Below are 12591 nucleotides of genomic sequence, written 5' to 3'. Positions count from 1 at the left end.
TCCTCCTTTTATTTTTCCAATGCTTCATTAATAAAATTCTCTATCATTATTTTTGATTCAGGTGCAACAATAGAATCTATTGCCTTTCCATTTCGATATAAAACCAGCGTAGGAATCACCTCAATCTTTTCAGCTTCTGCAATCTGTGGTTCTTCATCAATATTCACTTTTCCAGCAATAAGAATATCGCTGTATTCTTCACTTATTTTTTCATAAGCCGCTCCAATTCTACGGCAATAACCACACCAAGGTGCCCAGAAATCAACCAAAACCGGTTTTTCCTTATGAATTAATTGTCCAAACTTTTCTTTATTTATATTTATAGATGTCATATTTTTCAACTCCTTCTCCTATTTGAACTTAATATACCCCAAATAAGTGCTTGCTTCCGTGATGATATCACAGAAAAGATAATTTACTTTATTACACTTCTTTTTATTTCTATTTATGGCATATGCCAGTTATATAATTGACGCATCTAAAAAAAGCAAGTATACTATGTTCGTAAAGGAGATAACGGTTATGAACTTCGAAAATAGTTTTCCACTATGGAATGACTTAAATACAGCACAGAAAAAAATAATTTCAGACAATTTAATCACACAGTATGTAAAAAAAGGGACAATCATTCACAATGGAAACCTGGATTGTACTGGATTATTACTGGTTAAATCCGGGCAGCTTCGAACTTACATACTTTCAGATGAAGGACGAGAGATTACACTTTACCGTCTGTTCGATATGGATATGTGTCTTTTATCCGCCTCATGTATCATGCGATCCATTCAATTTGAAGTAACCATTGAAGCAGAAAAAGATACTGATCTTTGGATCATCCCTGCTGAAATCTATAAGGGCATCATGAAGGAATCTGCTCCTGTCGCAAACTATACCAATGAGTTAATGGCTACCCGTTTTTCTGATGTCATGTGGCTGATTGAACAAATCATGTGGAAGAGTTTGGATAAGCGTGTTGCTTCATTTCTTTTAGAAGAGACCTCTATCGAAGGAACAAATGAATTAAAGATCACTCACGAAACCATCGCCAACCATCTTGGTTCCCACAGGGAAGTTATCACGCGAATGCTCCGATACTTTCAAGGCGAAGGACTCGTCAAACTCTCCCGCGGTAAAATCACAATCCTTGATTCGAAAAGACTGGAAACTCTACAAAGATCATAAAACTGTTTTCTATAACATTTAAAAAATCCTCCATTTATCAGAATTATAAAAGTCATTCTAATAAATGGGGGATCTTTTTATACTACAAAAAAATTATAAAAATATTATGATTATTTTTAATAATCCATACCGCATGCATATGCCCTTTCGATCAGCGCACGGTCATTAACCACTGCATCATAGAAGCGGAATCCACCGGAAAAGTTATATGTTTCATATCCATTTCCTTCCAGAATACGGCTGGCAATGTAACTGCGCAGACCACTTTGGCATATCAGATACGCAGGCTTTCCTTTCTCAATTTCGTTAATTCGTTCCCTCAGTTCATCTACAGGAATATTGTTGAATCCATCCATATGACCCCTGTTAAATTCACCTACCGTTCTCACATCCAGCAACACCACATTTTGATCTTTAGAAATCTTATCCATATCTTCCAGATGCCATTGTTTTAAGGTACCTTTTGCTATATTGTCTATCATGAATCCTGCCATATTTACAGGATCCTTGGCAGAGGAATAAGGCGGTGCATATGCGAGATCCAAATCCTTCAGCTGGGTTGCCTTCAGCCCTGCATGAATTGCTGTTGCCAGCACATCAATACGTTTATCAACTCCTTCATATCCAATAATCTGAGCGCCAAGCAAACGATAGGTCTCTTTTTCAAAAACCACCTTCATGGTCATCACTTTTCCACCAGGATAGTAACCAGCATGACTCATAGGAGAAAGAATTACTGTATCTACCTCTAATCCTGACTTTTTGGCATTGGTTTCATTGATACCTGTAGTGGCTGCTGTCATATCAAACACTTTTATAACGGAGCTTCCCTGACTGCCCAGGTAACGACTATCATCGCCACAAATATTATCAGCGATGATTCTGCCCTGTTTATTGGCTGGTCCTGCCAAAGAGATCAGCGCATCATTACCCGTAACATAATGTTTTACCTGAACTGCATCACCTGCAGCATAAATATCCGGTACAGAGGTTTCCATTCTGTCATTCACTACAATACTTTCCTTGATGCCAAGTTCCAGACCGGCTTCTTTTGCTAATACTGTGTCTGGTGTGACTCCGATTGCCAGAACTACCATATCAGCCTGAAGGGATGGATTATCTTTCAACAGGACCTCCACTCCGTTGTCTTTTTCTTTAAATCCTTCTACTGTATAGCCCAGTACCAGTTTTATCCCATGCTTTCTCATTTCATTATGGATCATGGATGCCATATCCGGGTCAAAAGGGTTCATCAGCTGCTTAGGCCGCTGGACAATCGTAACATCCATGCCAAGCTCCCTCAAATTTTCTGCCAGTTCCAGACCAATAAAACCGCCACCTGCCAATACAGCCGATTTTGGATGATTCTTATTTATATATGCCTTTATCCGAAAAGTGTCTTCTACAGTACGAAGTGTAAAAAGTTTATCAATACCTACTCCGGGAAGTCTCGGCTGTGTTGGCTTTGCACCTGGAGAGAGGATCAGCTTATCATATTTTTCTTCAAATATCTCACCATTCTCTAAATTTTTCACTGAAACCGTTTTACGTTCCGGATGTATGGAGATAACTTCATGATGAATTTTCATGTTAATACGGAAGCGTTTAAAAAAACTCTCTGGTGTCTGTAGTGTAAGTTCTTCCGGGTCTGTGATCACGTCTCCAATATAATATGGAAGTCCACAATTTGCATAGGATATGTATCCGGATCTTTCAAACACAGTAATTTCAGCATGTTCATTCAGTCTGCGTATTCTTGCTGCGGCTGTAGCTCCTCCGGCTACACCTCCTACAATTATTACCTTCATCTTATTTTTCCACCTTTCCTGAGTAAGCTGCAATGCCACCGATATTATTTACTTTAGAATATCCCATTCGTTGCAGTATCCCAGTTGCCTGGCGGCTTCGTGAACCGGAATAACAGTATACAAACAGTTGGATATCCTTATTCTTCGCTACAGAAGCAATATTGTTAAGTTGCTGCAACGGCACATTTTTACTTTCTGGTATATGTCCTTCCTGATATTCCTGCGGTGTACGTACATCCAGCAGAACTGCATCATCAGTCCTTTTATATTCTTCTATGCCTTGATTAATATTCGTCTGTTTAAAGAGATCAAAAAATCCCATTAGCACACCTCCCTAAAGCATTTCTAAAATCGCATTCTTAGGTCTCGCCCCTGAAACCTGCTGTACAATCTTCCCATTCTTCATAACCACTAAAGTTGGAATGCTCATAATACTGAACTTATTTGCCAGTTCAGGCTCTTCATCTACATTAATCTTTCCAACTTTAATATCTCTACGCTCACTTGCAATCTCCTCTACAATAGGTACTACCATGCGGCAAGGTGCACACCAAGATGCCCAAAAATCTAAAAGAACGGGTTTATCGGAACTCAGTACTTCGTTCTGAAAATTGTTTTTATTGATATTAATAGCAGACATTTTACAGTCCTCCTTATCTTTTTCTTTTTGTAGATTTATTATAGTCTTAATTTCATTTATTTTCCGTGATTACATCACCATACCTCATTAACTTAACTTCTTGCCATACCATCTACACTTAATATAACACCTGTAATGTAACTCGCCTCATCTGAAGCAAGAAACACAAACGCATTGGCAATATCTTCTGGCTGTCCAAGACGACGCAATGGAATTCTTTCAATCATAGGTTCGATAACTTCCTTTGGCACGGCCTTCATCATATCAGTTTCTGTAATCCCAGGTGCAACAGCATTAACACGAATACCTTTAGGTCCTAGTTCTCTTGCTAATGATACAGTCAATCCGTTTACTGCAAACTTCGATGCCGGATAAGCAAACCCACTTGGCTGTCCCGAAATACTCACCATGGAGGAAGTTGAGAGAATGACCCCCTTGCCTCTTGCCACCATACATTCTGCTGCTACACGAGTAGTATTAAATACTCCTTTTACATTTAGATCCATGACTTTATCAAAAGTCTCCTCTGTATAATCCATAAATGAGGTGTTTTCTGAAATACCTGCATTATTTACCAGTATGTCGACACATCCATATTTTTCAGTTGCCTCTTTAAAAGCCTTTCTGACAGACTCCATGCTTGCCAGATTTGGACTAATTCCAGCAACTATTGCATTGGGATATTTTTCTTTTAATTTATCTACAGCAACATCTGCCGATTCCTGTGAACTTGCTGCCAACACAACTGAAGCGCCTTCCTTCAAGAATTTATCAGCTGTAGCAAATCCTATACCACGGCTTCCACCCGTAATGATTGCAACTTTATCTTTTAATCTCATTTAGACTACCTCCTTACTTAGTTTCTAACTACATTATAAGCAAAAGGTAGATTATTTTCTGTGATATCATCACAAAATATCGCAATAAAAAACCCTGTTGCTCACGCACCAGGGTTTTGGTTTATCCATCCGTATTTAACACAAGATTAGGCTTCTATTCAACTTCTGAAAACTGATCTTTTCCAACATTACATAATGGGCATTCAAAATCTTCCGGAACATCCTCCCACTTTGTTCCTGGTGCAATACCACCTTCAGGATAACCTTCCTCTTCATCATATTCCCATCCGCAAACGTCACATACATATTTCATTAGTTTGTTCCTCCTTATAAATATATTAATACACAGCATATATTACTGTTGTATTTGTGTTGTTCTGTAACCTTAATATGTATAAATGCTTTTAGCATTTCCATAATCCATGCAGGTTACAATATGCATATACTTCTTCTACCTGTTCACCATTGCAAAGACAAAAATCTGCTACCGGCTCCTGCCCTGGATTTAACTGTTTTCTGTATATTCCCTGGTTTGTATTTAATGTAATCCACTCAATGAAATGCTCTTCAAGCATTGGATGTTTTGTCTCTCCGACCACAACATGAACATGACTGCCTTCTATCGTATATACAGGTACATGCTTCTCGACAGCAGCATCTGTCACTCCGGCTTTTAATTCCTGCATAGGTTCTCCGCAACACATTACTGGTACGCCTTGATCCTTTACCATTTCAATAATGTTTCCACAATGATTGCATACAGAATATTTTACTTCCATCTTTTTTATCTTCCTATGTTTAAAATTTAAAATCCAATTGTTTCTATAACTTTTTTCAAAGCATCCGCCGATTCTTAAACTTTAATGCTTCTTTACCAACTGATGCAGAACCAACAAAGCCACAGCCTATCATTACTGCTTTTTTTAATAATCACTTTCTTCTTTGTAATAATCTCCTTCTCTTTAATAGTTCTCTTCACGTATTTCGAAATAACTCTGTGGATGGTTACATACTGGACATATCTCAGGTGCCTTTGTTCCTACCACAACATGTCCACAGTTACGGCATTCCCATACCTTAACTTCACTCTTTTCAAACACCTGTGCAGTTTCAATATTCTTAAGAAGTGCACGATATCTCTCTTCGTGGTGCTTCTCAATCTGTTTATTGTCAATAAATAATAGTAATAATTACTATTATTACAATAATTAATATTACTGATTACCTTTTATTTAAAATAATCATTCAATCATCATTTTTTCCGTTCAAAAACATATTCTGCATCTGATGATAAATCAGAGCGGAATGAATAGCCTAGTCTATCAAATTTCTTAATATCCTCAGGATTTTCAATTCTGTTTTCAGCCATGAACCTAACCATTTCACCACGGGCCATCTTAGCATATGTACCTTTTGTCACCAGTTTATCTCCTGATAACTCACAAAATGTAATCGTAATGTATCTATCCTGTCGTGTCAGATATTTTTCTATGCACTTAGAGTATTCTTTCGATGCCAGATTGATTATAATCCTGCTGTTATCAATCACTGAGCGGTATAATAAATCTCCCCAGTACTCATACAGATTTTTTGTTTCTCCTATTCCAACCTTCGCCTGCATTTCCAAACGATAAGGCGTCACACCATCCCTTGGTTTTAACACACCATAAAATGCAGATATTATTCTCAAATGATTTTGTACATACTCGAACTGACTGTCCTCAAACACGGATGGAGCCATATATTGAAAAGCAATTCCTTCATATGATAAGACAGCTGGGGTAAGTAAATGATAAAGATCCATGTTTTCCAATCTATTGAAGTTCTGTTCTGTAATTTTGTCATTACATTTCCAAATAGTCTTCAGTTCTTCTTTTGACTTACTTTTCAACCAATTTTGTATCTCTGTCGTCTTTTCAATAAATTCAGGCAATCCATCCGGCGCTATGCTGTCAGTATCTGTAATCATCTTTTTAGCAGGGGATAATATTATCTTCATTAATCTAATTCCTTGAGCATATTTTCAGGATCATCTGCAGCCTTGACTTTATCATTTGCCTTTATAATAATCCCCTGTTCATCAATAAGATATGTGGTTCTTACTACTCCCATAGAGACTTTGCCATAATTTTTCTTTTCTTTCCATACATCATATGCTTCAATAACTTTCCGCTCTGGATCTGCTAAAAGTGTAAATGTCAATCCATATTTTTCCTCAAATCTCTTATGAGAGGATACAGAATCCTTACTGACTCCAAGAATAACTGCTCCTTTTTCGGTAAACTGAGGGTATCGCTCAGAAAACCCACATGCCTGTTTCGTGCATCCCGCTGTATTATCCTTGGGATAGAAATATAAGATCACTTTTTTTCCTGTATAATCCGATAATCTATGTATTTTCCCATTTTGATCTGGCAACTCAAAATCCGGTGCCTTAACCCCTACTTCCAACATTATTTATCCCTCCCTTTCTGTATCTTTCTCTTTATTCGCCTTTTTTTTCCTATTCCTGGTAATCATTTTATGACCTGTATATATCGCCATTACCATACATAACATAGAACTTAAAGCAAAGTATTTGTGACTTGATTTTTGCTTTTTATATCCAGTGTAAAAAGTCCCAAGCATTGTGATCAATGCTCCTACTGACCAATATTTATGTGCTTTCATGTAATTCCTCCATTTTTTCAGTGTATTCAATTCTAATTATACGCTACCATATTCCTATGTCAATTTGATAATAGAGCATTCCTATAAATTTTTTCAAAATATCATTGTCAAAACTATGTATTGTTATCCTTTAATTTTTCTTTGAAATAATTGACAAAAAGCTTGCTTTCAGGAGATTACTATTTAATCTCTTTTCCATCTATATATAGTTGAAATTTATCAGGATTATTGACAACATCATAGTCCTTTCCGTATTCTACAGGTCTATATTCGGCTGTCATTACCGATTCCCCGTCTTCAATATCCTCTTTCCATAAATAGATGTTCATATCAATGCTCGTCGCATATCCTCTGTCTGTGGAGAATTTTGTCGAATGAAAAGAGACTTTACAACTTAAAATCGGATAAAAAGGACAACAAAAAAGAAGAGCTGCTTACTCTTCCCATATAGTAGTAGTAAAATAATATGTCATGCCAGCGCAATATATTACCTAGAATATCGCTATAACAGGAAAGGGGCTGCATTGTGACAGCCCCTAGTTTACTTCATCACGTTGTCTACATTCTGAGTGAACTCGTTCCCTGGTTTATTTTAGCATCGATCTGGATTTTGTTTCATAAAGATAAATTTTGCCACAGAGCGGTCGTATGTTTTAATGTGTCCAAACAGCCAGTCGATTACATTTTTCTGTACAAGTTCACTGAACCGATCTGTTGGTCCTTCATACTCCTGAAGGTATTCATGCAGTTCCTGAATTGTCTTTTTAAACTCTTCATGTTTTTCATGATGGTTTTCACGCTCTGGATAACCGGATTTTTCCTGAAGCTTTTCCTCTTCTTTGAAATGAAAGTCAGTATATTCATCCAGATAATCCAGCATTTTGATTGCTTTTACTTTGCTGTCGCCATTTTGACAGGCAGTTACAAAGTTCTGGATACGGTCGATCAATTCTTTATGCTGGGTATCAATTGTTTCATTTCCTGTTACTAAATTGTCATCAAAGGTAATGTTTAAATCGTAAGTCATAATTTGACCTCCATTTCTTTTATATGTTCTCTTAGGATCTTTTAATGTCTGGCAGTTTCGTACCTGCATTTTCTGCTTAGTCTTCTACAGGAACGAAAACATCTTTTCCTAATCCGCAGATTGGGCATGTCCAGTCATCTGGAATATCCTCAAATGCAGTTTCTGGCTCGATACCAGCGTCTGGATCTCCTACTGTCGGATCATAAATATATCCACATGGTTCACATTCATATTTTATCATAGTCATTTTCCCTTTTCAATGTCGATTTATTTTTGTTACCAAGTTCCTAACAATTTTTCTAACACTTTGTTTCTTGTATATCTGTATTATATATGATAATTATTCTTTTGTCAATAATAGTAATTATTATCATTTTTACACTTAGCATAAACTGATATTTGAATTGCACATTTACATATTGTATATATCATGGGAATAGTTGAATAAAAAAATGAACTCTATTCATTAAAGACAGAGTTGCTGGAAATTATTTCTCTACAACAACTTTCTTCGTCTTTAAGTCCTTGAAACACAATACTTTCCAATCAGATTCATCCAACTGTTATATTTATTCTTTTCACACACTTTTCGGCAAATTTCATTTTCCATCAATACACAGAACATCTTATCATAATCAAATGCCCAAACAGCACCATTCACATGGTTTTCCACTGCTTTCTGATCTATGTTCTTTAAACGTGTGACCATTTTTTCAATTTCTCCATTTCTCAAGTTACCGATATTTTTGCAGATAAACCGAAAGAAATTCAACGTTGCATATTCGTCATGCCAATGGAACTCTTCTGGATTGTTTTTAATTTTACTGACTCGCTGCTGTTCTTTGATTATCTGATCAGCTACACCTTTCATCGAATCTTCGTATCTCATATTACTCACCTACTCTTCCTCAACGCCCAGTGACGGTTTAAATCTTTTATCCTTTGCCTGCGGTACCACGATCTCATAAAAATAAAATCCTAAATATCCAAGTGCCTGCTTCTTCATTTTATAAAAAGAAGTCCTGCCTATTCCTAACTCCTGCTGTACTTCCACATCTGTCTTATTATAATGACTGCAAAAACAGGAATGAAGGATTCCACTGAGCATCACACCATTCGGTGCATAGAACTTCACCAGTGTCATTCCACGATAGATCATATCAGACAAGCCATAAATGATCATCAGGTTGTTCATTTCCCGGTGCATCTTTGGCACATTCAGCTGATTGTTATAAATGCTCAGATAACTCAATGCATATGCCATATCTTCATTGATTTTCTCCTGGCACTCCATATCCAGTTCTTCCAATACAACCTGGTTTTCTAAAATCAGTTTTTGGTAGCTTGTCATCAGTTCTTTAATATCAGTATAATGTCTTCCGATTGTAACTTCCAGATAATCCTGTGCATGACTTGCCATCTGGAAGGTGATTTCTTTCATTGATTTAATTGCATAATCTCTGTCTGTCATCAGTTTCAAAATCTCCTTATCATCATCACACTAACTGGCGGTCTTTCAGACCAGTTCGCTTTCCCCATGATTTTGATGGAAAGCAATTACTTACTACAACTTGCAGAAACGGATATCCAAAAGGCATTGTGGGAGCTGCCTTTGCTGACCGAAATCCATCTTCTTATGTAAAACCTGCAGGAATATAAAGGGAAAGTGACTATCCCTGCCGATTAATAATCCAAATAATATCGTCTATACTAATCTCTCCTTATGCTGTTTTTCTCTCCATAAACCATTTATCCACTTCGTAAAACAAGTGGCTTTCCTGCCCCTGTATCATACAGGTGTACATCATTCCTACACCGCCTGCCTTTCTGCTGGCGCATCGCTCAATTTTCAAAATTCTGTCAATACTATATTTTCTTCCATCCTCCCATGTAAAAAATATGGGAACCAGCCGTCCGTCTTTCCGAAACTCTGCCACTACATCTACATATACTTTGTTCATGCCGACACCTCACTATAAAATCTCGATTGCTCTTGGTGATGCCGGGATTCTGCGGATATATCCATTTTGCTCCAACTGCTTGATTCTGGAAAAAGCAGATGATGTTGATTTCACCCCGATCAACTCTCCAAATTCCCGGACTGTCAGCGGGTATCCATGCTCCTTCGTATAATTCAAAATACACTGATAACTTTCTTTCTGTTTTCTGGTTAATACTTTTTTCAAATCTATCCCTCCAATTACCCATGAAAATAACTGTGTGGATGGACCGTGTGCGTACCAGCGTCTAAGTGGGATAAGACTTTATCCTGATACATTGTCGCTCGCTGTATACTGAAATAACCAAACCGTCGTCTGATCTCATCTACAGTACGATCCAGCTTCTCTAACTTTTCCTTTTTCTCCTGATTTCCAAATAAATCCAACTGCACGGGAATATCATCTAACACAAGATCCGCAGCTCGGATTCCCAGGCTTCTAATGGGATGTTCCCATTTGTAATTATCTTTAAATAGCTGAAATGCTGCAGTTACAATCTCGTTTGTAATATTCGTTGGCTGTCGTAAATGTATCTGTCTGGAAAAACTATACAATCCATTATCTCGAACTGTAATTTCTACTGTTTTGCATTTAAATCCATGTTTCCGCAATCGTGCAGCTACACTTTCTGCCAATGCTATTTGAATGATCCAGACATCCAGATCATTTTCCAGATCTCTCGGTGTTGTAGTGCTATTACCTATCGACTTTACTGGTGCTTCATATCCTTCCTTGCAAACCGGATCTTCATCCCAGCCATTTGCGAAAGCCCATAATACATTTCCTATTTTTCCAAAATGACTCTCTAACAACTTCTCGTCTGATTCCTCAAGTTGCCCGATTGTCCGGATTCCAAGTTTTTGCAATTTCTTATTTGTCTGTCTTCCGACATAAAGCAAATCTGACGCTGGAAGCTGCCATATCCTGTCTTTATAATTTTCTCGATTAAACTCTGTGATTGCATCCGGCTTTTTATAATCTGGACCAAGTTTCGCATAAATCTTATTCCAGGAAATTCCAATACTTACCGTTACACCCAGTTCGTATTTAATCCGATGGCTGATTTCTCTTGCAATCGTCATTCCGCTTCCTTTCAGATTTCTGCTGTCCGATACATCCAGCCAGGCTTCATCAATTCCATATGGCTCGATCTTGTCCGTATACTCCGAATAGATTTCTCTTGCCATCTGTGAAAATCTCAAATACAAATCCATCCGTGGTGGTACAAATATGATTTCCGGACAAATCTGTTTTGCCTGCCATAATGCCATTCCGGTCTTTACACCTTTTTGCTTTGCAATATAATTTGCTGTCAGCACAATCCCATGTCTGGCTTCCGGATCGCCACCGACTGCCAGCGGCATTCCGGCAAATTCCGGATGATGTAACATTTCTACACTGGCGTAAAAACAGTTCATATCACTATGCAGGATCACACGCTCACTCAAACTTTTCACCTCCCAGCTGTTTCCTTAAACATGATGTCTTATCAATTTTTGTATGTTTAGTATATATCGACATTCCGGAGATGGTCAAGCGACATCTTGGTTGTATTTTCTCCATTTTGGAGATTATTATTGATTTTATTTCTAACATACGGTATAATGCATATAGAAAATTCAAATAGAAATGAGGCGAACAAATGCGTGATTTCGGGGAAATATTAGCAGAAAATAGAAAAAAGAAAGGATACTCTCAATCAGATCTGGTAGACCTGCTTTCTCAGGAAGGTATTCAGGTCACTACAAAAGCAATCTCCAAATGGGAGACCAATGCACGAGAACCAGCTTTACATGTTTTCCTGACACTTTGCCAGTTACTTGATATCGAAGATATATATGAATCCTTCTTTGGAGAAAACCCATATAACATTATGAATGGATTGAATGAAGAAGGCAGAAATAAATTGATTGAATTTGCTGATATTTTGAAAGCTTCTAAAAAGTTTTCTCCACTGTCTGCAAAGATTATCCCATTCCATCATCCTATAGACATTACCTGGGAACCTGTTTCTGCTGGTACTGGAAATTATCTGGAAGATTCTGTAAAAGAAACCTATGACGTAGGACATCTTGCTCCTGAGCAGACTGACTTTGGTGTACGGATCTCCGGTGACAGTATGGAGCCACTTTATCACACAGGCGATGTCGCATGGATTCAGAAAAAAGATTCTCTTGCTAATGGTGAAATTGGAATCTTCTATCTCAACGGTAATACTTACATCAAGGAATTACACGATGAGCCAGATGGTGTTTATCTGATTTCTTTAAATCAAAAATATCGTCCTATCCAGGTTTTGGAATCTGACTCTTTTAAGATTTTTGGAAAAGTAATCGGGAAATGCAAAGGTGCAGAAATTCCGGGATTCCATTAGATTTCAACAGCAGGTTCATGATCCTGCTGATAACAATAAGCAAAGGAAGTG

Annotated in this window: 20 protein-coding genes and 1 pseudogene; 2 read left to right on the top strand and 19 right to left on the bottom strand. The window is 37.5% G+C overall.

Annotated elements, in window-relative coordinates; all coding sequences use genetic code 11:
• Positions 1-8: 8 nt before the first annotated feature.
• A complete protein-coding gene (locus DWX61_RS07530; RefSeq protein ID WP_055057012.1) occupies positions 9-332 on the bottom strand; it encodes a thioredoxin family protein in 324 nt (107 codons plus the stop codon).
• A 115-nt stretch (positions 333-447) separates the two neighbouring features.
• Here DWX61_RS07530 and DWX61_RS07525 point away from each other — a divergent pair, with 115 nt between their 5' ends.
• On the top strand, positions 448-1182 hold the full coding sequence (locus DWX61_RS07525; protein ID WP_353652864.1) for a Crp/Fnr family transcriptional regulator: 735 nt from the start codon (positions 448-450) through the stop codon (positions 1180-1182).
• 116 nt (positions 1183-1298) lie between these two features.
• On the opposite strand, the gene DWX61_RS07520 is transcribed toward DWX61_RS07525, so the two are convergent.
• From DWX61_RS07520 to dinB, 18 genes and pseudogenes are all read right to left on the bottom strand, one after another.
• Entirely contained in the window at positions 1299-2990 is a 1692-nt protein-coding gene (locus tag DWX61_RS07520; protein ID WP_118624553.1) for an FAD-dependent oxidoreductase, read from the bottom strand.
• Position 2991: 1 nt separating this feature from the next.
• Positions 2992-3312: a rhodanese-like domain-containing protein gene (locus DWX61_RS07515; protein ID WP_118624551.1), complete on the bottom strand. Its 321-nt coding sequence runs from the start codon at positions 3310-3312 to the stop codon at positions 2992-2994.
• 12 nt (positions 3313-3324) lie between these two features.
• Entirely contained in the window at positions 3325-3630 is a 306-nt protein-coding gene (gene trxA / locus DWX61_RS07510) for a thioredoxin (RefSeq protein ID WP_118062274.1), read from the bottom strand.
• Positions 3631-3722: 92 nt separating this feature from the next.
• Positions 3723-4469 carry an SDR family NAD(P)-dependent oxidoreductase gene (locus tag DWX61_RS07505; RefSeq protein WP_005421611.1) on the bottom strand — a complete coding sequence of 249 codons (747 nt, stop codon included), beginning with the start codon at positions 4467-4469 and terminating at the stop codon, positions 3723-3725.
• Positions 4470-4623: 154 nt separating this feature from the next.
• Positions 4624-4782, bottom strand: a complete 159-nt coding sequence (locus DWX61_RS07500) for a rubredoxin (RefSeq protein WP_005339874.1) — start codon at positions 4780-4782, stop codon at positions 4624-4626.
• A 91-nt stretch (positions 4783-4873) separates the two neighbouring features.
• Positions 4874-5248: a desulfoferrodoxin family protein gene (locus DWX61_RS07495; RefSeq protein WP_005421609.1), complete on the bottom strand. Its 375-nt coding sequence runs from the start codon at positions 5246-5248 to the stop codon at positions 4874-4876.
• Between the two features lie 183 nt (positions 5249-5431).
• A pseudogene (locus DWX61_RS19230) lies at positions 5432-5632 on the bottom strand (rubrerythrin family protein); the annotation flags it as partial.
• Positions 5633-5721: 89 nt separating this feature from the next.
• Positions 5722-6468, bottom strand: a complete 747-nt coding sequence (gene yaaA / locus DWX61_RS07485) for a peroxide stress protein YaaA (protein ID WP_118624549.1) — start codon at positions 6466-6468, stop codon at positions 5722-5724.
• Positions 6468-6923, bottom strand: coding sequence for a thioredoxin-dependent thiol peroxidase (gene bcp, locus DWX61_RS07480; RefSeq protein ID WP_005421605.1), 456 nt, complete (start codon positions 6921-6923; stop codon positions 6468-6470). The genes yaaA and bcp overlap by 1 nt, the downstream gene beginning before the upstream one ends.
• 3 nt (positions 6924-6926) lie before the next feature.
• Positions 6927-7139, bottom strand: a complete 213-nt coding sequence (locus DWX61_RS07475; protein WP_015541210.1) for a DUF6219 family protein — start codon at positions 7137-7139, stop codon at positions 6927-6929.
• Between the two features lie 179 nt (positions 7140-7318).
• Complete coding sequence (locus DWX61_RS18910) at positions 7319-7468, bottom strand: hypothetical protein (protein ID WP_015524977.1); 150 nt, start codon at positions 7466-7468, stop codon at positions 7319-7321.
• Positions 7469-7731: 263 nt separating this feature from the next.
• Positions 7732-8166 carry a bacteriohemerythrin gene (locus tag DWX61_RS07470; RefSeq protein WP_044924563.1) on the bottom strand — a complete coding sequence of 145 codons (435 nt, stop codon included), beginning with the start codon at positions 8164-8166 and terminating at the stop codon, positions 7732-7734.
• 76 nt (positions 8167-8242) lie between these two features.
• Positions 8243-8407, bottom strand: a complete 165-nt coding sequence (gene rd / locus DWX61_RS07465) for a rubredoxin (protein WP_118513885.1) — start codon at positions 8405-8407, stop codon at positions 8243-8245.
• A gap of 276 nt (positions 8408-8683) precedes the next feature.
• Entirely contained in the window at positions 8684-9055 is a 372-nt protein-coding gene (locus DWX61_RS07460; protein WP_118050740.1) for a hypothetical protein, read from the bottom strand.
• 9 nt (positions 9056-9064) lie between these two features.
• Positions 9065-9637: an ArpU family phage packaging/lysis transcriptional regulator gene (locus DWX61_RS07455; protein ID WP_118050736.1), complete on the bottom strand. Its 573-nt coding sequence runs from the start codon at positions 9635-9637 to the stop codon at positions 9065-9067.
• Positions 9638-9887: 250 nt separating this feature from the next.
• Entirely contained in the window at positions 9888-10127 is a 240-nt protein-coding gene (locus DWX61_RS07450; protein ID WP_117846065.1) for a hypothetical protein, read from the bottom strand.
• 12 nt (positions 10128-10139) lie between these two features.
• Positions 10140-10352: a LexA family protein gene (locus DWX61_RS07445; protein WP_118624547.1), complete on the bottom strand. Its 213-nt coding sequence runs from the start codon at positions 10350-10352 to the stop codon at positions 10140-10142.
• A gap of 14 nt (positions 10353-10366) precedes the next feature.
• Positions 10367-11614: a DNA polymerase IV gene (gene dinB / locus DWX61_RS07440; protein WP_118624545.1), complete on the bottom strand. Its 1248-nt coding sequence runs from the start codon at positions 11612-11614 to the stop codon at positions 10367-10369.
• A 194-nt stretch (positions 11615-11808) separates the two neighbouring features.
• Between dinB and DWX61_RS07435 the strand changes: the two genes are divergently transcribed.
• Positions 11809-12540, top strand: coding sequence for a helix-turn-helix domain-containing protein (locus DWX61_RS07435; protein ID WP_118624543.1), 732 nt, complete (start codon positions 11809-11811; stop codon positions 12538-12540).
• The last annotated feature ends 51 nt before the right edge of the window (positions 12541-12591 follow it).

The organism is Ruminococcus sp. AF20-12LB, assembly GCF_003478985.1.
Taxonomy (GTDB): domain Bacteria; phylum Bacillota; class Clostridia; order Lachnospirales; family Lachnospiraceae; genus Blautia_A.
The sequence above is the reverse complement of the archived record's forward strand: the minus strand, read 5'-3'. Positions and strand labels throughout refer to the sequence as shown.